General features: G+C 72.5%; 20 protein-coding genes and 1 tRNA gene. 10 read left to right on the top strand and 11 right to left on the bottom strand.

Translation table 11 applies throughout. From position 1 onward, the window contains the following. Positions 1–469 precede the first annotated feature (469 nt). Positions 470–545, bottom strand: a tRNA-Arg gene (locus AC4IJH_RS29135). Positions 546–1,300: 755 nt separating this feature from the next. Here AC4IJH_RS29135 and AC4IJH_RS29130 point away from each other — a divergent pair. Further along, entirely contained in the window at positions 1,301–3,259 is a 1,959-nt protein-coding gene (locus AC4IJH_RS29130) for an APC family permease (protein ID WP_490854881.1), read from the top strand. 48 nt (positions 3,260–3,307) lie between these two features. On the opposite strand, the gene AC4IJH_RS29125 is transcribed toward AC4IJH_RS29130, so the two are convergent. The 4 genes from AC4IJH_RS29125 to AC4IJH_RS29110 form a co-directional block, all read right to left on the bottom strand. Continuing rightward, a complete protein-coding gene (locus AC4IJH_RS29125) occupies positions 3,308–4,090 on the bottom strand; it encodes an urease accessory protein UreH domain-containing protein (RefSeq protein ID WP_490854880.1) in 783 nt (260 codons plus the stop codon). Positions 4,091–4,229: 139 nt separating this feature from the next. Beyond that, positions 4,230–5,234, bottom strand: a complete 1,005-nt coding sequence (locus AC4IJH_RS29120) for a tetratricopeptide repeat protein (RefSeq protein WP_490854879.1) — start codon at positions 5,232–5,234, stop codon at positions 4,230–4,232. A 186-nt stretch (positions 5,235–5,420) separates the two neighbouring features. After that, positions 5,421–5,744, bottom strand: coding sequence for a hypothetical protein (locus AC4IJH_RS29115; protein ID WP_490854878.1), 324 nt, complete (start codon positions 5,742–5,744; stop codon positions 5,421–5,423). Continuing rightward, positions 5,741–5,956: a hypothetical protein gene (locus AC4IJH_RS29110; protein WP_490854896.1), complete on the bottom strand. Its 216-nt coding sequence runs from the start codon at positions 5,954–5,956 to the stop codon at positions 5,741–5,743. Before AC4IJH_RS29110 ends, AC4IJH_RS29115 begins: the two co-directional genes overlap by 4 nt. Positions 5,957–6,011: 55 nt before the next feature. On the opposite strand from AC4IJH_RS29110, the gene AC4IJH_RS29105 reads away from it, so the two are divergent. Next, positions 6,012–6,650, top strand: coding sequence for a TetR family transcriptional regulator (locus tag AC4IJH_RS29105; RefSeq protein ID WP_490854877.1), 639 nt, complete (start codon positions 6,012–6,014; stop codon positions 6,648–6,650). A gap of 18 nt (positions 6,651–6,668) precedes the next feature. On the opposite strand, the gene AC4IJH_RS29100 is transcribed toward AC4IJH_RS29105, so the two are convergent. Continuing rightward, positions 6,669–7,970, bottom strand: a complete 1,302-nt coding sequence (locus tag AC4IJH_RS29100; RefSeq protein WP_490854876.1) for a M6 family metalloprotease domain-containing protein — start codon at positions 7,968–7,970, stop codon at positions 6,669–6,671. 295 nt (positions 7,971–8,265) lie between these two features. Here AC4IJH_RS29100 and AC4IJH_RS29095 point away from each other — a divergent pair, with 295 nt between their 5' ends. Further along, positions 8,266–8,910 (top strand): TetR/AcrR family transcriptional regulator, encoded by a 645-nt coding sequence (locus AC4IJH_RS29095; protein ID WP_490854875.1) that lies wholly within the window; start codon positions 8,266–8,268, stop codon positions 8,908–8,910. Between the two features lie 186 nt (positions 8,911–9,096). Next, a complete protein-coding gene (locus AC4IJH_RS29090; RefSeq protein ID WP_490854874.1) occupies positions 9,097–10,614 on the top strand; it encodes an MFS transporter in 1,518 nt (505 codons plus the stop codon). Between the two features lie 115 nt (positions 10,615–10,729). Here the strand turns inward: AC4IJH_RS29090 and AC4IJH_RS29085 are convergent, their stop codons facing one another. Together AC4IJH_RS29085 and AC4IJH_RS29080 are read right to left on the bottom strand one after the other, a co-directional pair. Then, complete coding sequence (locus tag AC4IJH_RS29085; RefSeq protein WP_490854873.1) at positions 10,730–11,227, bottom strand: MarR family winged helix-turn-helix transcriptional regulator; 498 nt, start codon at positions 11,225–11,227, stop codon at positions 10,730–10,732. Between the two features lie 140 nt (positions 11,228–11,367). Further along, positions 11,368–12,420 carry a questin oxidase family protein gene (locus AC4IJH_RS29080; RefSeq protein ID WP_490854872.1) on the bottom strand — a complete coding sequence of 351 codons (1,053 nt, stop codon included), beginning with the start codon at positions 12,418–12,420 and terminating at the stop codon, positions 11,368–11,370. Positions 12,421–12,573: 153 nt separating this feature from the next. Between AC4IJH_RS29080 and AC4IJH_RS29075 the strand changes: the two genes are divergently transcribed. Continuing rightward, positions 12,574–13,140: a pyridoxamine 5'-phosphate oxidase family protein gene (locus AC4IJH_RS29075; RefSeq protein WP_490854871.1), complete on the top strand. Its 567-nt coding sequence runs from the start codon at positions 12,574–12,576 to the stop codon at positions 13,138–13,140. Between the two features lie 12 nt (positions 13,141–13,152). On the opposite strand, the gene AC4IJH_RS29070 is transcribed toward AC4IJH_RS29075, so the two are convergent. The 3 genes from AC4IJH_RS29070 to AC4IJH_RS29060 all read right to left on the bottom strand — a co-directional run bounded on the left by AC4IJH_RS29070 (position 13,153) and on the right by AC4IJH_RS29060 (position 14,664). Then, positions 13,153–13,563 (bottom strand): PPOX class F420-dependent oxidoreductase, encoded by a 411-nt coding sequence (locus tag AC4IJH_RS29070; RefSeq protein WP_490854870.1) that lies wholly within the window; start codon positions 13,561–13,563, stop codon positions 13,153–13,155. Between the two features lie 62 nt (positions 13,564–13,625). Then, positions 13,626–14,027: a hypothetical protein gene (locus tag AC4IJH_RS29065; protein WP_490854869.1), complete on the bottom strand. Its 402-nt coding sequence runs from the start codon at positions 14,025–14,027 to the stop codon at positions 13,626–13,628. Positions 14,028–14,085: 58 nt separating this feature from the next. After that, a complete protein-coding gene (locus AC4IJH_RS29060) occupies positions 14,086–14,664 on the bottom strand; it encodes a GNAT family N-acetyltransferase (RefSeq protein WP_490854895.1) in 579 nt (192 codons plus the stop codon). Between the two features lie 178 nt (positions 14,665–14,842). On the opposite strand from AC4IJH_RS29060, the gene AC4IJH_RS29055 reads away from it, so the two are divergent. From AC4IJH_RS29055 to AC4IJH_RS29035, 5 genes are all read left to right on the top strand, one after another. Then, a complete protein-coding gene (locus AC4IJH_RS29055) occupies positions 14,843–15,907 on the top strand; it encodes a sigma-70 family RNA polymerase sigma factor (RefSeq protein ID WP_490854868.1) in 1,065 nt (354 codons plus the stop codon). Between the two features lie 259 nt (positions 15,908–16,166). After that, on the top strand, positions 16,167–17,681 hold the full coding sequence (locus AC4IJH_RS29050) for a peptide MFS transporter (RefSeq protein WP_490854867.1): 1,515 nt from the start codon (positions 16,167–16,169) through the stop codon (positions 17,679–17,681). Between the two features lie 212 nt (positions 17,682–17,893). Then, a complete protein-coding gene (locus tag AC4IJH_RS29045) occupies positions 17,894–18,655 on the top strand; it encodes a DeoR/GlpR family DNA-binding transcription regulator (RefSeq protein WP_490854866.1) in 762 nt (253 codons plus the stop codon). A gap of 19 nt (positions 18,656–18,674) precedes the next feature. Then, positions 18,675–19,622, top strand: coding sequence for a 1-phosphofructokinase (pfkB, locus tag AC4IJH_RS29040; protein WP_490854865.1), 948 nt, complete (start codon positions 18,675–18,677; stop codon positions 19,620–19,622). A 298-nt stretch (positions 19,623–19,920) separates the two neighbouring features. After that, entirely contained in the window at positions 19,921–21,921 is a 2,001-nt protein-coding gene (locus AC4IJH_RS29035) for a PTS fructose transporter subunit IIABC (RefSeq protein WP_490854864.1), read from the top strand. Positions 21,922–22,022: the final 101 nt, after the last annotated feature.

The raw sequence follows: 22,022 nt of genomic DNA, 5'->3' as shown, positions 1-22,022 counted from the left end.
CTCCGCAGCCGGGGATCATCGCGGGGACGCGGTCCGGCCGGTGCACCGACGTCTCAAGTGCGCGATCAGGAGGACGCGTTGACGCAGCAGCGCGATGCCCGCGCCTGCTGACTCACGATCGAACTGCACACCGCTCTCACGGCTTGGGCCGCGCCCCTGCCCGGTGTGGCCATGGCCGTGCCCGAAAGCGTAGGTGACAGGGGCACGGGGCCGGTGGTGGGTTGGGTCAGAGGGGGGCCGGATGACGGCAGCTCCATCACAAGATCTCCGAAAGAGCCGCATCGCGTGGCCGCCGACAAGGCGAAGGCTGCGAGCGGCTGCGGTTGCCAGAGCCGACCGACCACGAACGCGCAGAACCCGTGCGGAGATCAACTCCCCGTCCGCTCACGCAAACGGCCCCGGACGAGACGTCCGAGGCCGAGCAGGACCCCTCCCTGAGGGATAAACCCCAGGTCAGAGCGGCAATGCATGGTGCCCCCGGCAGGATTCGAACCTGCGACACCCGCTTTAGGAGAGCGGTGCTCTATCCCCTGAGCTACGGAGGCGTGCGGTGGTGGGGCCGGGCCCGGGCTCCGGGGGCGTGCACCCTGGTCGAGGGGGTGGAACGCCTGTGGAGGCAGGGAAGGTCCCGCAGGACAGGGTAGCGGACGCCCAGCGGTGCGCGCGGCGGGCCCAGGGGGTTTGTGAGCGGGGGCACTGGGGCGTGGGGTGCGCGACCTTCGGCGGCGTGGGCGGGACATGGGCCGCTGATGGGGGCGGGGTGCGTGTGCCAGGGTGGCGAGTCGCGCGTCGGCGCGTATCCCCCTCGCCCTCGGCGACGCGTTCCCCCTCCCACTCGGCGACGCCGCGCGAGGTGGAGGAGGGGCGCATCCCCGTACGGGCCAAGGCGGCGGTGTCAGCGGTGGGGGCGTTGATTCTCCCGGGCGGTACGGCGGGAGCAATTACGAGCGGCTTTCGACCGAGGGCAAGGCGGCGCACGACACGTTGAACTGTGCCAAGGGGCCGGGGAAGAAGAAGGGCAGTTGCAAGGAGCTGCACCGCAAGTGCCGGTCGGCGGGGGCGCGGGCCACCAGCTCGAAGGGGGAGCAGCTCACCTGCCGCACGTCGCCGAAGGACGGCAGGCTGCGGTGGCTCGTTCCCGGGGAGTAGGCGTACGGCTGCACCGCACTCGGCGCCGGGTGCTGTCCCGGCTTCGTCGCGGCGAGCTTCGTTGCGGCGAACGGGAGGTGGTGGGCACCCGGATGGCCGACCGGTCGCCGTGCCCGGCGGGGGGCGGGGCCGGCGGTGGTGTGATGGGGGGATGAGCGACTTCAGTGCCGTGCCGCCGGGGGCGCTGCCCGAGCCGGTTTCCTACCGGATCAAGCGGCGGTTGCTCGGGCCGCCGCTGGTCACCGAGCGGATCGCGCAGGAGAAGCTGAACAACCGCACCGCGCTGGGGGTGCTGGCCTCGGACTGCATCAGCTCCTCGGCGTACGGCTCCGAGGAGATGCTGCGGATTCTGGTGCCCGTGGCGGGGGCCGCGGCCTTCACGCTGCTGATGCCGGTGACCGGGGCGATTCTCTTTGTCCTGGTGCTGCTGACGCTCTGTTACAGCGATGTCGTCATGATCTATACGCGGGCGGGCGGCTCGTATGTCGTCGCGCGGGACAATTTCGGGCCGAATGTGGCCCAGGTCGCCGCCGTCGCGCTGCTGGTGGACTACGTCGTGACCGTCGCCGTCCAGGTCTCGGCCGGTACGAACGCGATCGTCTCGCTCGCCCACCTGGTGGGCGGCGGCTGGACCGGCATGGACCATCTCCAACTGCCCATCAGTGTGGGGGTGGTGATGGTCCTGGCGTACGGGAATCTGCGGGGGCTGCGGGAGGCGGGGCGCGTCTTCGCCGTCCCCGCCTATCTCTTCATGGCCGCCGTCGGGCTGCTGCTCGTGGTGGGGCTGGCCCGCTGGGCCTTCGGGGACCTGCCGCACGCCGACGTACGGGCCGCGGGCGCCGTACCGCTGGGCGAGGCGGGGGACGGCTGGCTGTACGGCGCCTCGCTGTTCATGGTGCTGCGCGCCTTCGCCAACGGCGGCTCCTCGCTGACCGGCCTGGAGGCGATCTCCAACGGCATCTCCGTCTTCCGTGAGCCGCAGGGCCGCAACGCCCGCCGCACCCTGATCGCGATGAGCTGCATCCTGGGCACGCTCGTGCTCGGGGTGTCCTGGCTGGCGCACCTCACCCACGCCATCCCCTACACCGACGGCACCCCGACCGTCATCGCGCAGGAGGCCCACCTCGTCTTCGGCGGCACCTGGCTGGGCACGGCAGGGCTGGTCCTCGTACAGCTCGCCACTGCCCTGATCCTCTACACCGGCGCCAACACCCCCTTCACCGGCTTCCCCTTCCTGGCCAGCTTCGTGGCCGAAGACCGCTTCCTGCCCCGGCAGTTGACCCGCCGCGGGCACCGCCTGGCCTTCTCCAACGGCATCCTCGCGCTGACCGTCGTCTCGCTCGCGCTGCTGCTGGTCACCGGCGCGAACGTGGACAAGCTGGTGGCCCTGTACGCGATCGGGGTGTTCACCGCCTTCACCATGGCCGGCTCCGGGCTCACCGCCTACCACTGGCGGCGCCGCGAGCCGGGCCGCCGCTTCAAGCTCGCCGTCAACGCCAGTGCGGCCGTGGTCTCGGCCGCCGTCGTGCTGGTCTTCGCGGTCACCAAGTTCACCGAGGGCGCCTGGTTGGTGGTCGTGGTCTTCCCGCTCGGCGTCTGGGCGCTGATCCGTATCAACCGCGAATACCGCGACGAGGCAGCCGCGTTGGAGGCGCTGCCGGTGGGCAGCAGCGATCAGCCGCGCTGGCGGCGGCACCTCGTCTTCGTCCTCGTCGACGCCTTCGACCCGGCCGTCTTCGAGGCCCTGCGGTACGCGCACGAGCTGCGGCCCGACGAGATCCGCGCCGTCCACATCGCCGTCGACGCCGCCCGCGCCCGGCACCTGGCCGAGCGCTGGCAGGCGGCGCACAACACCGACGTACCGCTGGAGACCGTTCACTGCCCGGACCGGCGGCTGGTGCGGGCGGTCGGCGACCTGGCCGTACGGACCACCCAGGACGGCGGCACCGCGCTGACCCTGCTCATGCCGCGCCGCACCTACCGCACCCTGCTCGGCCGCCTCCTGCACCGCGGCACCGGTGAATCCCTGGCCCGCGCCCTGGACCGGCTGCCGTCCGTCGCGGTGACGATCCTGCCGTACACCGTGGGCCGGGCCCGGTCGCGGCGCTGAGCGGCCGCGCCCCTTGAGGGGCGCGCCCCGGCCTCTGTGCGTACGTCCTCAGTCGTCGTACAGCAGGGGTACGGCGCTGCGCAGGGCCAGGCCGGTGCCGACGGCGAGGACCAGCGCGGCGGTCAGGCGGGGGAGCCAGGGGCGTACCCGCTCCAGCCATCCGGCGCCGCGCGGCAGGCGCGCGGAGAGCCGGTCGCCGAAGCGGGCCACGAGCAGTCCGGCGGCGGTGAGCGCGGCGGCCATGCCGATGCCGTACGCCAGGACGAGGGTGATACCGAAGGCGGTGCGGTTCAGGGCGATCGCGCCGAGGAGGACGACGAGCGCGGAGGGGCTGGGGACGAGGCCCCCGGCCAGGCCCATACCGATCAGGCTGCGGCGGCGGTGGGGGAGGGGGTCATGATGGTGGCTGTGGCTGTGGCTGTGGCTGTGGCTGTGGCTGTGCTCATGCGTATGCCCGTGTTCGTGTCCGTGCGTGTGCCCGAATCCGTGCCCGTGCCCCGCCGCCCCGACGTCCCGCAGCAGCAGTACGCCGACCCCGGCGACCAGGAGTCCGCTGGCCACGCCCAGCCAGCCCAGCAGGCGGTCGGCGGCGAAGGAGGCGGCCACGGTGAGCAGCAGGCCCAGCGCCAGTACGCCCGCGGTGTGGGTGGCGGTGACGGTGGCGCCGACCAGCGCGGCGTCCCGTGCCCGGCCGCGGCGCCCCGCCAGCCGATCCGGCCCTGCCCGCCGCCGTCGGAGACGGCCGCCTCGGCGGGGCCGCGCAGCCTTACGGCCGCGGTGAGCCGGCGGCTGAACCGGGTCGTGCGCAGCCCCGCCTCGCCCGGCGGACACTCCACCCGCGCCCGTGTCACCCGCCAGTCCGCCCGCTCGCCGTCCACCTCGATGTGCAACTCCCGTGCCGTACGCGCGCATTCGGCCCCCGCGTCGTCCCGGCCGTGCGCCTGGAGCGTGGGGATCTCCGCCCGGTCGATCACCGCCGTGTCCTCGATGCGGTCCGGGTGCAGGACGAGGCCGTGGAAGCGGTTGACCGTGAAGTTCCCCAAGGGGTGGGCGAGTTGGGCAGCCGCCGACGGCTGTGCGAGCAGGGGCGCCTGGATCGGCAGCAGCGCAGCCGCCGCTCCCCGCGCGAGCGCCCTCGCCGTGCCTCCAGGGCCCGGCGTGCGCGCGGCGCCTGCAAGGGGGAGAAGTGCGGGTTGAGGCGCAGCGCCGCGCGCAGGTGGCCGCGGCCCGTACCGGTCATGCCCAGCGCCCGCTCGATCTCGCCCCGGTGGTAGGCGAACGCGGCGCTTCGCCACCCCAGTCGGGCCGCCCGGCGCGCGTACCGGAGCGCTTCGGTGTCCTGCCCGGCCCGGTGCAGGGCCCGGCCCAGCGCGTCGGCCACCTGGACGCCGGGCCGCCGCTGCCACTCTTGCCGCAGTGTCCGTACGGCGGCGCGCGCATCGCCGTGGTCGGTCTCGAAGAGCCCGAGGGTGAGGTCGTCGGAGGCGCCGTTCGCCGCCAGGAGCCGGACCTGGGCGCGCAGCACCTCGTACTGGCGCCGCGCCTGGTCCTTCCTGCCCAGGGATTCCTCCAACTTGCCCAGTTCCAGGACGTATTCGGGCAGTGGTACGCGCTCGGTCAGCCGCCGGTACCCGGCCGGCGCCGCATCCGTACGGCCCGGCGCGGCCAGCGCCTTCGCCCGCCCTGCCAGCGCCGGGTGCGCGGCCTCGTACTGCCGCAGCGCGCCGCGCGCGTCACCGCGCTCCCAGGCGAGTTCGCCGAGGCGGTGCAGGCAGAAGGCGGCCTCCGCCGGAGTGGCGGCCATCTCGCGGGCGCGCTCCAGGGCGGTGGCCGCCTCGTCCGGTCTGCCGTGCATCTCCAGCTCGTACGCGGCACGGGTGAAGGCGGCCAGGCCGGGCCGCAGATCGAGCAGCCGCTGCACGGCGGCGGTCGCCGCCCTGTGCTCGCCCAGCTGGGTGTAGGCGTCCACCAGCACCGGATACACCGTCCACAGTCCCGGCCGCTCCCGCCGGGCCCGCTCGCCCCACGACCACGGCCGCGCCCGCCACCGCTGTCTTGGTAACCATCCGCTCACTGTGCGGGCGGCGGCGCCCGGATCGCCTTCAGGCGCTCCGCTGGGTCGGACATTCGGCCGACGGGCGGGCGGCGCCGCCCGGCCGGGTCAGCCGCCGATGTGCCAGCTCACCGTGCCGTCGGCCGTTACCAGTGCGGCGAGCAGGATCAGGTCGGCGGCGCCCAGGGCGAGGCCGAGCAGCGCGCGGCCGCGGCGGCGGGTGCCGCGGATCAGCGCCAGCGTGGCCAGCACGAGGGCGCACGGGCCGAGGACGACGTTGAAGGCCAGGGTGCCGACGAGGCCCAGGACGAAGGAGGCCACGGCCATCGCGTCGGCGTGTGCGGCGGGGCTGCCCTCGGGTGTTTGCGGGGCGCGCTCGGCCGTCGTACGGGTGGTCTGCGGGGGTCGCCGCGTCAGTGTCGTCGGGGTCATCGGGCCGCTCCCTTGGAGGAGTGGTGGCGTTCGCGCAGGAAGAAGGCCAGGAGCCAGGCGCCGATGGCGGCGGCCGCGACGAGGGTCGCGGCGAGGGGGAGGTGTGCCGCGGTGCCCAGCAGGATCCCCAGCAGGAGAAGGGCTGCGACGAGGAAGAGCATGATCTGCCTTTCCGTATCGGCGAGTTCGGATTTCGGAGGACAGTTGTTCACTCAGTTGCCAGTGTAGGGGTGGAGCCACTGGGAGAACGGTTGTTTACTGGATGGTGTGAGTCACACTCTTGGGGTCCGGCAGGCCCAGAAGCAGCGGACCCGGCAGGCCCTTCTCGACGCGGCGCTCGGCCTGCTGGAGGAACAGAGCCTGAGCAGCCTGGGGCTGCGCGAGCTGACGCGGGTGGTGGGCGTGGCCCCGGCCGCCTTCTACCGGCACTTTTGCGACCTGGGCGAACTGGGCGTCGCGCTGGTGGAGGAGGCGCTGGGCAGCCTGCACGGCATGGTGCGCGCGGTGCTCGCCGAACAGGACGCGGCGCAGGGGCGGATCGACGGCGCGGTCGCGGTGGTCGAGCGGTTCGTACGCGAACACCCCGCCCATGTACGGTTCGTCGCCCGCGAGCGGCACGGCGGCGTACGCGCCGTACGCCGGGCCATCGCCCACGAGCTGGACACCTTCGCCGACGAGGTCGCCACCGCCCTGAAGTCCCAGCCGCAGTCGGAGGGTTGGCGCGCCCAGGAGGTACGGATGCTGGCCGAGCTCTACGTCGACCGGCTGGTGATGACCGCCTCCGCCCTCCTGGACGCCGCCGACGAGGGCGACGCCGTCGCCGCCCGCCGCACCGTGGACACCGCCCGCAGCCAGCTGAGACTGATCAGCGTCGGGCGGCGGCACTGGCGCGACGCCGCCCTGTAGTCATGGCGCCGGGCCGTCTCAGGAGTACATGTGCCGAGGGGCCGTGACCCGGACGCGATACCTGCCGTCCGCCTGCTTGGCGAGCACCCGCACCGATGTCCCGCTGCGCGGGTCGGTGTAGGTCTCGCCCGGCCGGAACGGCGCGTCCGTCAGCTCGGGATAGACGTCGGGGTCCGTGGTGCGGCAGCCGCCGCTGCGGGGCGTGGAGTCCAGGACGTGGACGGGCCCCAGTCCCGAGGGGATGTCGGTGGCGAGCCAGGAGATCAGCACGCCGGGGCGGCAGACGGCCGGATCCAGGGCGCTGCGCTCGCGCGCCTCCAGGACGAAGGCGCTGTACGCGTCGGTGGGAATCACCACGATCTTCGTGCCGCCGGGGACGGCGGTGGGGGTCAGGGTGTGCTCGGTGACTCCGTCGGTGGCGTCGCTGCCGTACGGCAGCACGCAGTTCACCTGGTCGCGCCCCAGCCAGCCCATCTTCCACTTGTGCCAGCCCATGAAGTCGTTGTGCGGCCCCCAGTCCTCGTCCATCGGGTCCCAGTGGCCCACCGGCGGCGGGGCCTTGCGGCCGTCGGCGTAGTAGAGGTCGGGCAGGCCGAAGGAGTGGCCGTTCTCGTGGTTCAGGACGCGGAAGGCGCTGTTGCCGGTCTGCCGGCTCCAGATGAACGAGACGTTCTGGAAGGGGATTCCGTCGTCGGTGAACAGGCCCATCTCGCCGCCGCTGAAGGTCACCGACAGCACGGTCCGCGTGGCGGGCGGTCCCGCGTTCGGCGTGGCCAGGACGTTGATCACGTCGTAGTCGCGGAAGTCGGTCTCCTCGTCCACGGCGTCCAGGATCTCCTGCGAGAGCGCGGCGTAGCCGTTGCCCGAGCCGGGGCTGAAGCTCGCGCCGCGCTTGATCCCGTACGAGGCGAAGGGGCGGGACATCCGGATCCACTTCAGGACGGGAGTGGAGCGGTAGTCGAGCTTGCCGTAGGAGCTGGTGCGGAAGAAGTCCGCGGCGGCGGGGAAGAACTCCGCGTAGCGCCGGGCGGGGGTGAGCGGGGCCCGGGCGTCCGGGAAGTCGATCAGGAGGGTCAGCGCCCTCACCGTGCCGCTGGAGCGGGCGTAGCCGGGAGGGGTCCGGGCGGTCTCGGCCACGTTGTCGGTGATGCCCTCCAGGGCGCAGGGGCCGGTGGGCGGCGCGGCCCGGAGGCCGGCGGCGGGGCGGGGCGGCGGGGCGGCGGCCGGTCCTGCGGCGCCGGCGGGCGGGGCGGTGGCCAGGGCGAGGAGCGCCGTCGCGGCAGCCGTGAACGCCGCCAGCGCGGCGGATATCTGCTTCATGCTGATCACCCTGTGGCGGTGGGTGATCAGCTGCGCGCGGGATTACGGCATTTGGCGTCACGTACAGAGCCACCGGGCCGGGCGTGTACGGAGCCGCGTTTGGCGTCACGTACAGCGCCGCCGAGCCGGGCGCGTACCCGTACGTCACCTCATGTGGTGCAGGTCACAAGCGGACGTGAAATATCCGGGGACGCTCTCCCCGTTTAACCCGGTGTCCCACGAAGCGGGGACCGGCTCCCCGCTTCATTGCCGCACCCGTCCTGCGGGTCCGGACCCCGAGAGGAGAAGTGCCGACGTGGCCGCCAGCGACGTGAAGATCCCGCAGCCCCGACTGCGGGCCGACGCCCTGCGCAACCGGGAGCGCATCCTCGCGGCCGCCCGGGAGGCGATGGTCGAGCAGGGGGCCGAGATCCCCCTCGACGAAATCGCTCGACGGGCCGGGGTCGGCAATGCCACGCTGTACCGGCACTTCGCGGATCGCCCTGCGCTGATCCACCACGTCACGCTCTCCGTCATGTCCCGTACCGCGGACCGGGCGGAGGCAGCCCTCACGGAGGAGTCCGATGCTTTCCAGGCGCTGAGGCGCTTTGTCCACGCTGCGGTGGAGGAGCGGATCGGGGCCCTGTGCCCGCTGCTCTCGGACGGCATCGACAAGGACCACCCCGACATGCTCGCGGCGCGCGACCGCCTGGAGGCGGCCGTCGAGGCCCTGATGGGCGCGGCGCGGGACAGCGGCCAGCTGCGCACCGACATCGCCGTCGGTGACCTGATGGTCGCGCTCACCCAGCTCACCCGGCCGCTGCCGGGGAGTGGCTGTATCGATTTCGACAGATTCGTGCACCGGCACCTCCAGCTGTTCCTGGACGGCCTGATGGCGCCCGCGCGCTCCGAACTGCCCGGCGCGGCGGCCACGTTGGAAGACCTCCGGCAACGGCCCTGAGCGCCCTGAGCGGAGCCGTGCGCCCCGTGTGTGCGGTCCCCCGCGCGTCCCGTAACTCCCCTCATCGACCCGGCAGCCCACCCCCACGACCCACCCGTCCCATTTCTCCGTATCCATACGTACGCGCCCGCTGACAGGCGATTGCGCCGCGTTTTTCGCTCACTGCACCACTAGGTGGATCCCGTCATGCCAGAAACAGCCCACTCCGTCGACCCCAGGCGCTGGAAAGCGCTGATCTTCATCGCTCTCGCCCAGCTCATGGTCGTGCTCGACGCCACGATCGTGAACATCGCGCTGCCCTCCGCCCAGGCCGACCTCGGCATATCCGACGGCAACCGGCAGTGGGTCATCACGGCCTACGCGCTGGCCTTCGGCGGGCTGCTGCTGTTCGGCGGGCGCGTGGCGGACCTGTGGGGCCGTAAGCGCACGTTCATCATCGGCCTGGTCGGCTTCGCCCTCGCCTCCGCGCTCGGCGGTGCCGCGAGCAACATGGGCCTGCTGCTCGGCGCCCGCGCGCTGCAGGGCGTCTTCGGCGCGCTGCTGGCCCCGGCCGCGCTCTCGCTGCTCGCGGTGACGTTCACCGAGGCCAAGGAGCGCGCGAAGGCGTTCGGCATCTTCGGCGCCATCGCCGGTGGCGGCAGCGCCATCGGCCTGACGCTGGGCGGCCTGCTCACCGAGTACCTGAACTGGCGCTGGACCTTCTACGTCAACATCCCCTTCGCCGTCATCGCCGCCGTCGGCGCGCTGCTGGTGATCCGGGAGCCCGCCGGCTCGCGCAACCCCTCCAAGCTCGACATCCCCGGCGTCCTGCTGGCCACCCTCGGCCTGGTCTCGCTGGTGTACGGCTTCACCCGCGCCGAGTCCGACGGCTGGACCTCGGGCTGGACGCTGGGCCTGTTCGCCGCGGCCGCCGCCCTGCTGCTGGCCTTCGGCGTCGTCGAGTCCAAGGTGAAGAACCCGCTGCTGCCGCTGCGCGTGGTCACCGAGCGCAACCGCGGCGGTGTCTACCTCTCCCTGGGCCTGGCCGTCATCGGCATGTTCGGCCTGTTCCTGTTCCTGACCTACTACCTCCAGGTCGTACGGGGCTACACGCCGGTCGTCACCGGCCTGGCCTTCCTGCCCATGGTCGGCGGCATGATCGTCGGCTCCACGCAGATCGGCACCCGCCTGATGACCCGGGTCCCGCCGCGGCTGCTGATGGCCCCGGGCTTCCTGCTCGCCGCCGTCGGCATGGTGATGCTCACCGGCATCGGGCTGGACACCTCCTACCCGGCGCTGATCCTGCCCGCCTTCGTCCTGCTGGGCCTGGGCATGGGTACGGCGTTCATGCCGGCCATGTCGCTGGCCACGCACGGCGTGCGGCCCAGCGACGCGGGCGTCGCCTCCGCGATGGTCAACACCTCCCAGCAGGTGGGCGGCGCGATCGGCACCGCCCTGCTGAACACCGTCGCGGCCAGCGCCACCACCGCGTACGCCACCTCGCACGCGGCCGGTGCCCGCTCCCTGGACGTGCTCAAGCTGGAGTCGATGACGCACGGCTACACCACCGCCATCTGGTGGGCGGCCGGCATCCTGCTGCTCTCCGCCGTGATCGCGTTCACCTTCATCAACACCGGCCACCAGGGCGGCTCCACGCCCGCGGCGCGCTCCGGTGACGGCGAGGGCGCGGAGCAGGACGTGCCGGTGCCGGTGATGGCGCACTGAGCGAGGCGTACGGCCCGGGACGGGGGTACGGGCCGTACGCGAGCCGGGCGGGTCCCCGCAGGCCACAGGGCCGCCGGGGGCCCCGCCCCGAGGGCGTCGGCCCGTCCCGTCTCCGCTACCGGAGCCAGGGCAGGTCGGCGCCCTTCGGCTGCAGCCCGTCGGTCATCACCCGGCAGATCTCGGCCAGTTGGCCGACCTGCTCGGGGCTGAGGCGGTCGAATATCGCCGCGCGGACGGCCGCGACATGGCCCGGCGCGGCCTTCTCCAGCACCCGCATGCCCTCGTCGGTCAGGACGGCGATCTGGCCGCGCTTGTCCGAGGGGCAGTCCTCGCGCTGCACCCAGCCGTTCTTCTCCAGGCGGGCGATGGCGTGCGAAAGGCGGGACCGGGTGATCTTGGCGTTCTGGGCCAGCTCGGTCATCCGCATCCGGCGCCGCGGGGCCCGGGAGAGGTGCACCAGGAGCCCGTAGTAGACGTGCGGCATGCCCGCGTCGCGCTGTAGCTGGCGGTCGAGGTGATCATCGAGCAGCGAGGTGGCGTGGAGGTAGCACTGCCAGGCGTACTGCTCTTCGTCGCTGAGCCAGCGCGGCTCGTCCGCGGATCGATTGCTCATGCTTCCACTGTCTCACCCGTCGAAGAATTCTTGAACATTTAACAACTGAGGCGGGAGTGTGACCTGGGACTTCAGGGGGAGCGGAGGCCCGAGCCCGCCCGGAGTCCGTCACATCGCCCCGCCTGGGCACCCCTGCCCCCTCAGTCGTCCACCTTGATCAGCCGTACGGCGTTCAGGGCCGCCGACAGGGCGCGCGTATCGCCGTCCTCGGAGCGGGCCGCCACGTCCAGCGCGGTGTCCGCGAACTTGATCGCGTGCTCGTTGCCGTTGGCGACCAGCGCCTGCTCGAAGACCTCCTCGGGGGTGAAGGCGGACGCGTCCGGGGCCGCCCGCGGGGTGTCGGCGGCGTAGATGGTGGTGATCGCCGAGGTCGCCGCCCAGGCCGTGGCGAGTGAGGCGCCCCACAGCTCCTTGGGCAGCGCGGGCAGGGTGCGCAGCACGGCGTTGGGGGCGGTGGCGGCGTGCACCAGCATCACGCCGTTGCCGTGCCCGTAGTCGGCGTAGTTCACGGTGGCCGCCCGTACGAGATCGGCGAGCCGGTCCCGTATCGCCTCGGGCTCCTGCGGGATGCGCAGGGACTGCGTGGTCTCCAGCCACCCTTGCGTGGAGGGGAGTTCGGCGTACCCGTCCACCGGGGTGGGGGCGGGCGCGGCGAGCCGGGGGAGCGCGGCCAGGGCCTCGGCCGGGGTGGCGGCGCCCGCGGGGTGCACGGCGGCGGGCAGCGGGAGGTGGCGGGCCGCCCAGTAGCCGACGGCGTGCGCGAACTCCGCGAGCCGCGGCCCGTCCTCGCCCTCCTCCAGAAGACTGCGCACGGCGTGGCCCACGCGGATCACGGGGTGGGTGGCGGCGCCGGCGATGCCCGGCAGCAGCCGCGGCCACCACTGGGCGAGCACCTCCCGCCAGGGGCGCTCGGCGATCTGCTCGGTGAAGTAGGCGGTCCAGTCGGTCACCCGGCTCGTATCGCCCAGCGCGCTCTGCCAGTTGGCGTCGGTGATACGGGCCACGGGGCGGGGTACGTCCTCCAGCTTGCGCTCGTAGGCGTCGAGCCAGCTGTGGACGGTACGGGCCTGGCCGTTGCGCACCAGGGCCTCCACGGCCATCGGGCCGTGGTTGCTCAGAAAGCCCCGGAACTCCGGGCCCGAGCCGTGCAGTCGCTGCAGGGCTTCGTCGAGAGTGCCACTCGTCGTATCCATGCGCCGAGGCTAGAACTGCGTGCATGGGGCAGGTAACGGTCGTTGGCCCTACGCCGCTGGTCGCACCGGACCTTCGGCCCAGCGCCGGAGGCGCCGGCGGCACGGCGAACAATCACGACACAAGGTGTCGGGTATCGCGGGCATTCTGGCCGCATGAACAGCCGCGAGCGCACAGACGACACGAGCGGTACGGGCGGTACGGGCGGCGCGATCCCGTCCGCCCGCTGGCCGCAATTCGTCGCAGCCCAGCCCGAGTTGGCGCGGCGCGTACGCGAGCGCTTCGGCGCGTACCGCCACCACGTCCTGGCGACCCTGCGCAAGGACGGCTCCCCCCGCCTGAGCGGCCTCGAAGCGGACTTCCGCCACGGCGAGCTGTGGCTGGGCATGATGGCCAACTCCCTCAAGTCCCGCGACCTGCGCCGCGACCCCCGCTTCGCGCTGCACGCCAACCCCGGCGGGGACTCGGACATGGCCGACGCCGGCGACGTATGCCTCGACGGCCGCGCCGTGGAGATCACCGACCCCGCCCTGATCGCCCGCTACACCGCCGAGGCCCACCCGCCCGAGCCCTTCCACCTCTTCCGCGCGCACCTGACGGCAGCGACCCGCACCTACATCCAGGACCCCCACATCGTCCTGGAGTCCTGGCACCCCGGCGGCCCGCTGCGCACCTTCCGGCGGGGGAACGACGACGCGCCGCCGCAGGTGAGCCCGGCGTGACGCGCCCCCGGATCAGCCGACGTCGCGGCCCCGGCCGCCGCTCTCCTCCAGATTCCAGCTGATTACCCGTCGCGGGTGGATGCGGATCACGTCGTTGCTGAAGAACTCCGGCGCCATCGGCGGCGCGTCCAGCGTCAGCAGCTCGGCGTGGCCGCGGATCTCCACTCCGCGGCCGTTGCCGCGCGCCACCGGGTCGTCCGTCGGCGACAAGTCGTCGACCACTAAAGAGACTTCGGGCCGGGCCTGGGCGTTGCGGTACTTCCGGCTCGTACTGAGCTTGGGTCCGCCGATGTCGATGGTGCCGTCGGCGTTGAGCACAAAGCCCACCGGACGCACCTGGGGCCCGCCGTCCGGGCCGATGGTCGCCAGCCGGGCCAGCGGCTGGGCGGCGAGGTAGTCACGTTCCTTGGGTGTGAATGCCATGAAGGGGACGCTAGGACCTCAACGGCGATCGAGGTCAAGCGCTGCCGGTGCAGCCGGTCAGCTCACCGCTCGTGTGTGCGGAACACGTACAGCGCGACGGCGAACATTCCGGCGCCGAGGGCGGCGGCCAGGGCGGTGGCCCTCAGGACGGAGGGGCCGGTGAGGCTGTAGAGGAAGCCCATGGCGGCGCCGAAGAGGGCGCCGTAGGCCAGCGCGCGCACCTCGGTGATCAGGGCGGACTGGTGGCGGATCAGCAGGACGCCGAGGGCGCCGACGACCACGGCGGCGGCCAGGCCCAGGAGCCAGGAGCTGCCCCAGGAGCCGCCGTTGGTGTGCTCCAGGAAGACCGCGTACAGGCCGTACGCGAGGGCGCCGGTGGCGGGGAGCGCCACGGCTGCCGAGAGGTGGTGCTGCGGTTGCGGCCGGGCCACGGCCGTCCCGTGCCGCGGGAGGTGCGTCTGCATGACGGACTCCTTCATCGTCGGCCCCCGCTCTCCAGGCCACACCCGCCACCGGGGTCCGTCAACCGGAGGGGGAGCCGGGCCGGGCCGCGGGCGCGGCGCGGCCGGGGCGGTCCAGGGGCTTCTCGTACCAGGCCACGTCCCAGAAGCGGCCGAATTTGTGGCCCACCTCGCGGTACGTGCCGACATGGCGGAAACCGAACCGTACGTGCAGGCGGGTGGAGGCCTCGTTGGGCAGGGCGATGCCCGCGTACGCGCGGTGCACGCCCTCGCCCGCCAGCGCCTCGAAGAGGGCTGTGTAGAGCAGCGTGCCGACGCCTCGGCCGGTGGCCTGCGGCGCGCAGTAGACGCTGACCTCCACGGACGTGGCATAGGCCGGCCTGGCGCGGAAAGGGCTACTGGACGCGTACCCCAGGAGGGGCGGGCCCGTGTGCCCCGCCTCGGCGCTCTGAGCAACCAGAAGGCGGTGCGGGCCGTCTTCAGGGTGGGAGAGCAACCACGAGCGGCGCTGCTCGGGGGTGAAGGGCTCGGTGTCGAATGTGACGGGCGTCTCACGGACGTAGCGGTTGTAGAGGTCCGTCAGGGGTCCGAGGTCCGCCTCGGTGCCCGCCCTGACCTGCACTTCTCTGCGCTCCGGCAGCATGCGACCCCCCTCGGTGGGGACGCAGGGTACTGCATGATCACAAAAACAGGTGCGCAGCATGGGAATTCTGTCCGGATTCCAGCCGTTGTTTCCTACGGACGGGGTACCCGGACCGAACACCAGGTGTCCCACCGCCACCATCCCGCGAAGAACTCATCGCTAAGGGAGCACACGCATGGCAACCCGTGCCGTCGCCCGTCAGTCCGGCAAAAGCGGTGCTGACAGGGTCAGCAGCGTTCGCGCCGTAGGCGGGGAGATCGCCGACCGCGACCTGGTCGGCATGTACCTCGACGAGATCGCGCGTACGCCCCTGCTCGACGCCGCCAAGGAGGTCGAGCTGTCCCAGACCATCGAGGCGGGCGTCTACGCCCGGCAGATCCTGGACGGGGCCGTCACGCCGTCCGAGGGTGCGGCGGACGCGGCGGACGCAGCGGACGCCGCACAGGGCGACCAGGCCGACGTGCCCGTCAATGCCGCCGGTGCCACCCGCGAGGAGCTCGAGGCGCTGGCCGCCGAGGGCGAGCGGGCCAAGGACGTCTTCATCCGCTCCAACCTGCGCCTGGTCGTCGCCGTCGCCCGCCGCTACCCGCGCAGCGGTCTGCCCCTGCTGGACCTGATCCAGGAGGGCAACGCGGGCCTGGTGCGCGCGGTGGAGAAGTTCGACTACGCCAAGGGCTTCAAGTTCTCGACGTACGCGACGTGGTGGATCCGCCAGGCGATCACCCGCTCCATCGCGGACCAGTCCCGTACGATCCGGCTGCCCGTGCACCTCGTGGAGGAGCTCGGCCGCATCCGCCGCGTGCAGCGCGAGTTCAACCGGGAGAACGGCCGCGACCCGGAGCCGGCGGAGATCGCCGCGGAGCTGGGCTCCACGCCCGCGCGCGTCACCGACGTACTGGACTGGGCGCGCGACCCGGTCAGCCTCAACATGTCGGTGGACGACGACGGCGACACCCAGTTCGGCGACCTGCTGGAGGACACCTCCGCGGCCTCGCCCGAGCAGTCGGTGCTCACGCTGCTGCGCAGCGAGGAGCTGGAGGACCTGATCGACCGGCTCGACCACCGTACGGCCTCGATCATCAAGGCCCGGTACGGCATCGAGGACGGCCGCGAGCGGACGCTGACGGAGGTCGGCAAGCAGCACGGCCTGACCCGTGAGCGGATCCGGCAGATCGAGAAGCACGCGCTGCTGGAGCTGAAGAAGATGGCGCGCGACACGGGCTTCGACGCGGCGGCCTAGCCCGCGCCCGCGGCGGCCGGTCCGCCGTCATGGCGGGGCGTGGCCCGCGCCCGCCCCGTACAACCCCATAAGCGAGCCCCGGTGCCCCACCCCCCCTGGCGCCGGGGCTCTCCCCTGTCCGGGGCGCGTCGCGGACGAGGCGTACGACACGTCCGGTTCGGGACTTTGGCATGTCCGTTTCGGGACCTTTGCCGGGTAGGGGAGCGGCTTTATGCCGTTCCAATTGCAAAGGTATGCCCGAAAGCAAAAGGACTTGATCATGGCCGCATCCCTGACGAAGAACAGTGAGGCGACGCCGTCGCCGAGCGCCCCGCCCCCGGGCGGCGCCACGTTCTTCGGCCATCCCCGTGGCCTGGCCACCCTCTTCATGACGGAGATGTGGGAGCGGTTCAGCTTCGTCGGCATGCGGGCCCTGCTCGTGCTGTACCTGGTGGCCCCCGCCTCCAGCGGCGGGCTCGGCTTCGACGCCGCCACCGGCGCGGCGATCTTCTCCGTCTACAACGCCATGGTCTACCTGCTGGCGCTGCCCGGCGGCTGGGTCGCCGACCGGGTGTGGGGCGCCCGCAAGGCCGTCGCCATCGGCGGCGTCTGCATGGTGGGCGGCCACTTCCTGCTGGCGCTGGCCAATACGGCGACGTTCTTCGTGGGGCTCGCCTTCATCGCGCTCGGCGCCGGAATCCTGAAGTCCAACATCTCCACGATGGTCGGCCAGCTCTACCCGGACCGCACCGACCCGCGCAGGGACAGCGGCTTCACGATCTTCTACATGGGGATCAACCTGGGCGGTTTCATCGCCCCGCTGGTCATCGGCACCGTCGGCCAGAGCGTCGACTGGCACCTGGGCTTCGCGCTGGCCGGCGTCGGCATGAGCCTGGGCCTGACCCAGTACCTGCTCGGCAGCCGCCACCTGAGCCCGGCCAGCTCCGTGGTCAACGCCCCGCTGAGCGCCGCCGAGCGCACCCGGCTCGTCAAGCGCGGGCTGCTGTGGCTGGCCGCCGCGGCCGCCTTCTACACCGTCGTGGGCCTGACCGGTTCGCTGAGCGTGGGCTGGGCGCTGTGGCCGCTGACCCTGGCGGGCCTGGCGCTGCCGGTGTTCTGCTTCGCGCGCATCAAGCGCGACAAGGACCTCAGCGCGGACGAGCAGTCCAAGATGAGCAGCTTCATCTGGATCTTCATCGCGGCCGCCGTGTTCTTCATGATCTACGACCAGGCCGGCTCCGTGCTGAACCTGTTCGCGCACGACAGCACCAACAACGCGATCTTCGGCTGGACCTTCCCGACCAGCTGGTTCCAGTCGATGAACCCCGTCTTCGTGATGGCGCTGGCGCCGGTGGCCGCGATGCTGTGGCAGTGGCTGCGCAGCCGCAACCCGAGCGTGCCGGTGAAGTTCTCGATGGCGCTGCTGATGATCGGCATCTCCTTCTTCGTGATGGTGGCGGCGCAGGCGGCCGCGTCCGGTGGCGCGCAGGTCTCCCCGATGTGGCTGGCCACCGTCTACTTCATCCACGCCATGGCCGAGCTGTGCCTGGCGCCGGTGGGCCTGTCGGCGACGACCAAGCTGGCGCCGCGCAAGTACGCGAGCCAGATGATGGGCGTGTGGTGCCTGGCGGTCACCGCGGGCGACTGTGTGGCCGCGATCATCCAGCAGGTGATGGGCGACGCCACCGGCGGCGGCGCGTACTTCGCCCTCCAGGCGAGCCTGGCCGTCCTGGCGGCGGTCGGCGTCTTCACCTTCCGCAAGCGGATCGGCGCCCTGATGGGCGATGTGAAGTAGCCGCCTGCCGCGGCCTGGACGCGGGTACGGATGCCGGGCAGCCCCGGCGGCGAGGGACGAGACCTTTGCCGCCGGGGCTTCTCTGTGCCCATCGACACCCGCCGATGCCCGTTTGTGTCCGACCTGCGCCCACTTCTGTTTACTTTGCTGAAATCCGGGCGTACTCTGCCGGTGAAACCACAGGTTCGGGCATGGATCGGAAGTAAACCCACATGTACGCACCGGAGCGGCAGCAGGAGATCCTGCGCCTGGCGCGCGAGAGCGGACGGGTCGACGTGCTCTCCCTCGCCGAGGAGTTCCAGGTCACCGCCGAGACCGTACGCCGCGACCTGAAGGCCCTGGACCGGGCCGGACTGGTGCGCAGGGTGCACGGCGGCGCCATACCGGCCGGGCGGCTGGACTTCGAGCCCGACCTCGCCGAGCGCGACACCGTCGCCGCCGACGAGAAGCAGCGCATCGCGCGGGCCGCGCTCGCCGAACTCCCCGGCCGGGGAAGCGTGATCATCGACGCCGGTACGACCGCGGCGCGGCTGGCGGCCGAGCTGCCGCTGGAGGCCGGCCTCACCGTCGTCACCCACGCGCTGCCCGTCGCCGCCCGCCTGGCCGACCACCCCGGCCTCACCCTCCACCTCGTCGGCGGCCGCATCCGGCACCGTACGCGCGCCGCGGTCGACGCCTGGGCGCTGCGCGACTACGGCGAGATCAACGCCGATGTCGTCTTCCTGGCCACCAACGGCTTCTCCCTGGCGGGCGGCCTGACCACCCCCGACCTCGCCGAGGCCGCCGTCAAGCGCGCGGTGATCGCCGCCGCGCGGCGGGTCGTGCTCCTCGCGGACTCCCAGAAGTTCGGGCAGGAGCACTTCGCCCGCTTCGGCGGTCTGGACGAGGTGGACGTGCTGATCACCGACAGCGGGCTGAGCCCCGAGGACGCCCTCGCCATCGAGCGGGCGGGCACGGAAGTTGTCCGCACATGAACACGGAAGTTGTACGCGCATGATCCTCACCGTCACCCCCAATCCCAGCCTGGACCGCACCTACGAGATCCCGGGCCTGGAGCGCGGCGGCGTGCTGCGGGCCACCGCCGACCGGGTCGACCCCGGCGGCAAGGGCGTCAATGTCTCGCGGGCGGTGGCCGCCGCCGGGCAGCGCACCGTCGCCGTACTGCCGCTGGGCGGCCCGGCGGGCGCGGCGCTGGCCGGGCTGCTGGGGGCGGAAGGGATCGATGTGGCGGGTGTGCCGATCACCGGCCCGACCCGCTCCAACATCTCCGTGGTGGAGCCGGACGGCACCCTCACAAAGATCAACGCGTCGGGGCCCGAGCTGACCGCCTCCGAGTCGGAGGCGCTGCTGGAGACCGTGCGCGCCCAGTCGGCCGGAGTGGAGTGGATCGCCTGCTGCGGCAGCCTGCCGCGCGGGCTGGCGCCCTCCTGGTACGCGGAGCTGGTGGCGCGGGCGCACCGCGCCGGGGCCCGTATCGCGCTGGACACCTCCGGTCCCTCGCTGACGGCGGCGCTGCGCGAGCGGCCCGATGTCGTCAAGCCGAACGCGCAGGAGCTGGCGCAGGCGGTCGGCCGTCCGCTGGCGACCGTCGGCGATGTGGTCAAGGCGGCGCAGGAACTGCGCGACCTGGGCGCCCGTGCGGTGCTGGCGTCGCTCGGCGCCGACGGACAGGTGCTGGTCGAGGACGACGGCGTCTGGTTCGGCAGCGCCACGGTCGCCGCCGTCCGCAGCAACGTCGGCGCCGGGGACGCCTCGCTGGCCGGTTTCCTGGCCGCGGGCGGCACGGGGCCCGAGGCGCTGGGGGCGGCGCTGGCGTACGGGGCGGCGGCGGTGCAGTTGCCGGGCAGCGCGATGCCTGCGCCGAAGGATCTTGATCCTTCGGCGGTGCTGGTCACGGATGCCGTTCCGGCGGACCGCCCGCTCACGGAGCCGGCGCCGTGAGTGCGGGCCGGTGGCCGCGTCCTCAAACGCCGGACGGGCTTGTCGGTCGCTGTGCTCGTCCTCAAACGCCGGACGGGCTGGAAGGTGCCGGGCCGAGGCTCAATTCGGCCGGTCCGGAGCTGGATCGGGCGGGGCCGGGGCTGGTTCTGGCTGAGCCGGAGCTGGAATGGGCGGGGCCGGGGCTGGTTCTGGCTGAGCCGGAGCTGGATCGGGCGGGGCCGGGGGCCCGGCCAGGGGGCGGATGGGTTGGACCGCTTCGCCTCTTTGCGGGCGATGACGCGAGCAAGGGAGCCGCGTGATGAGTGAGTTGATCACTGCGGGCCTGGTCGATCTCGACCTGGCCGCCGAGAGCAAGGACGCGGCCGCGCGGTCGCTGGCGGAGCGGATGGCCGCGGCCGGGCGCGTCACCGATCTGGAGGGCTTTCTCGCCGATGTCGCCGCGCGCGAGGCCCAGATGCCCACCGGGCTGGACGGCGGCATCGGCATCCCGCACTGCCGCAGCGAGCACGTCACCGAGCCGACGCTGGCCTTCGGGCGCAGTGCGGCCGGGATCGACTTCGGGGCTGCGGACGGGCCCGCCGACCTGATCTTCCTGATCGCGGCACCGGCGGGCGGGGACGCCGACCACCTGACGATCCTCTCCAGCCTGGCCCGGCACCTGATGGACGAGGCGTTCACGGGCGCGCTGCGGACGGCGGACGATCCGGCGGTGGCGGCGGCCCTCATCAGGGGCGAGGAACCCACCCCACAGCCCGCACCACAGTCCACCGCACAGCCCGCCCCCGGGCAGACGGACGAACCGGCCCCGGAGCAGGGCCCGTTCACCATCGTCGCCGTCACCTCCTGCCCCACCGGCATCGCCCACACCTACATGGCCGCCGAGTCGCTGGAGAAGGCGGGCAAGGCGGCCGGGGTCGAGGTGGTCGTCGAGACGCAGGGCTCGGCGGGCTTCGAGCGGCTGGACCCCGCCACCATCGAGGCGGCCGATGCGGTGATCTTCGCGCACGACGTGGAGGTGCGCGACAAGGGGCGCTTCGCCGGGAAGCCGACCGTCGACGTCGGCGTGAAGGCCGGGATCAACCGCCCCGCCGAACTCATCGCAGAGGTACGGGAGAAGGCCGCCCGCGGGGACACCACCGCGCCCGCGACCGCCCCCATGGACCAGGGCGGCGACGAGGGCGACGGCTTCGGGACACGGCTGCGTGCTTGGTTGATGACCGGGGTCAGTTACATGGTCCCGTTCGTCGCCGCAGGTGGTCTGCTGATCGCCCTCGCCTTCGCGATCGGCGGGTACGAGATCGACAAGGCGCCGTCCGTGGCCGAGCACTTCCTGTGGACCGAGTCCGCCAGCTGGGCGGCGCTCCTGTTCCAGATCGGCGGCGTCGCCTTCGGCTTCCTGGTCCCCGTCCTGGCCGGCTATATCGCGTACGGCATGGCGGACCGTCCAGGGCTGGTCCCCGGCTTCGTCGGCGGCGCCGTCGCGCTGACCATCAACGCCGGGTTCCTCGGCGGTCTGATCGCCGGTCTGATCGCGGGCGCGGTGGTGATGGCCGTCCAACGGGTCCGCGTACCGGCCCCGTTGCGGGGCATCATGCCCGTGGTCGTCATCCCGCTCATCTCCTCCGCCGTCGTCGGCTTCCTGATGTTCCTGGTCGTCGGCAAGCCGGTCGCCTCGCTGCAGAAGGCGCTGACCGACTGGCTGAGCGGGCTCTCCGGCGCCAACGCGATCATCCTCGGCGTGATCCTGGGCCTGATGATGTGCTTCGACCTCGGCGGGCCGCTCAACAAGGTCGCCTACGCCTTCGCGGTCGGCGGCCTGGCCAACCCCAACGAGGGCAGCCTGAAGGTGATGGCCGCGGTGATGGCCGCCGGTATGGTCCCGCCGCTGGCGATGGCGCTGGCCACGACCGTTCGCGGCAGGCTCTTCACCAAGACCGAGCGGGAGAACGGCAAGGCGGCCTGGGTGCTGGGCGCCTCCTTCATCACCGAGGGCGCGATCCCGTTCGCGGCGGCCGATCCGCTGCGGGTCATCCCCTCCGCGATGGCGGGCGGCGCGGTCACCGGCGCCCTGTCGATGGCCTTCGGCTGCACCCTGCGCGCCCCGCACGGCGGCATCTTCGTGGTCCCCCTGATCGGCGAGCCCTTCCTCTACCTCCTCGCGATCGCCGCGGGTACGGCGGTCACCACAGCCCTGGTGATCCTCCTCAAGGGCCTGCGCCGTACGGACGCGCCGCAGCCGGGCGCCGACACCGGAGCGGAACGGAGCGAGGCCGGTCAGAAGGCGGCGGCCGCCGCCTGATCCGTCCGGATCCTCCCGGCCCGGTCCGTGGGCGACTCGCCCCGCGGACCGGGCCGGTCGCGTTGCCAGCGGCTTGTTACCGGCGCGTTAGTCAGGCATTA

The sequence above is a fragment of the Streptomyces sp. UF-297 genome, assembly GCF_058245575.1.
The sequence above is the reverse complement of the archived record's forward strand: the minus strand, read 5'-3'. Positions and strand labels throughout refer to the sequence as shown.

Excerpts from the sequence above, each read along its gene's own strand:
- AC4IJH_RS29130 (WP_490854881.1), top strand. The coding sequence starts at position 1,301 with ATGAGCGACTTCAGTGCCGTGCCGCCGGGGGCGCTGCCCGAGCCGGTT.
- AC4IJH_RS29115 (WP_490854878.1), bottom strand. The coding sequence starts at position 5,744 with ATGACCCCGACGACACTGACGCGGCGACCCCCGCAGACCACCCGTACG.
- AC4IJH_RS29100 (WP_490854876.1), bottom strand. The coding sequence starts at position 7,970 with ATGAAGCAGATATCCGCCGCGCTGGCGGCGTTCACGGCTGCCGCGACG.
- AC4IJH_RS29090 (WP_490854874.1), top strand. The coding sequence starts at position 9,097 with ATGCCAGAAACAGCCCACTCCGTCGACCCCAGGCGCTGGAAAGCGCTG.
- AC4IJH_RS29085 (WP_490854873.1), bottom strand. The coding sequence starts at position 11,227 with ATGAGCAATCGATCCGCGGACGAGCCGCGCTGGCTCAGCGACGAAGAG.
- AC4IJH_RS29080 (WP_490854872.1), bottom strand. The coding sequence starts at position 12,420 with ATGGATACGACGAGTGGCACTCTCGACGAAGCCCTGCAGCGACTGCAC.
- AC4IJH_RS29075 (WP_490854871.1), top strand. The coding sequence starts at position 12,574 with ATGAACAGCCGCGAGCGCACAGACGACACGAGCGGTACGGGCGGTACG.
- AC4IJH_RS29070 (WP_490854870.1), bottom strand. The coding sequence starts at position 13,563 with ATGGCATTCACACCCAAGGAACGTGACTACCTCGCCGCCCAGCCGCTG.
- AC4IJH_RS29065 (WP_490854869.1), bottom strand. The coding sequence starts at position 14,027 with ATGCAGACGCACCTCCCGCGGCACGGGACGGCCGTGGCCCGGCCGCAA.
- AC4IJH_RS29055 (WP_490854868.1), top strand. The coding sequence starts at position 14,843 with ATGGCAACCCGTGCCGTCGCCCGTCAGTCCGGCAAAAGCGGTGCTGAC.
- AC4IJH_RS29050 (WP_490854867.1), top strand. The coding sequence starts at position 16,167 with ATGGCCGCATCCCTGACGAAGAACAGTGAGGCGACGCCGTCGCCGAGC.
- AC4IJH_RS29045 (WP_490854866.1), top strand. The coding sequence starts at position 17,894 with ATGTACGCACCGGAGCGGCAGCAGGAGATCCTGCGCCTGGCGCGCGAG.
- pfkB (WP_490854865.1), top strand. The coding sequence starts at position 18,675 with ATGATCCTCACCGTCACCCCCAATCCCAGCCTGGACCGCACCTACGAG.
- AC4IJH_RS29035 (WP_490854864.1), top strand. The coding sequence starts at position 19,921 with ATGAGTGAGTTGATCACTGCGGGCCTGGTCGATCTCGACCTGGCCGCC.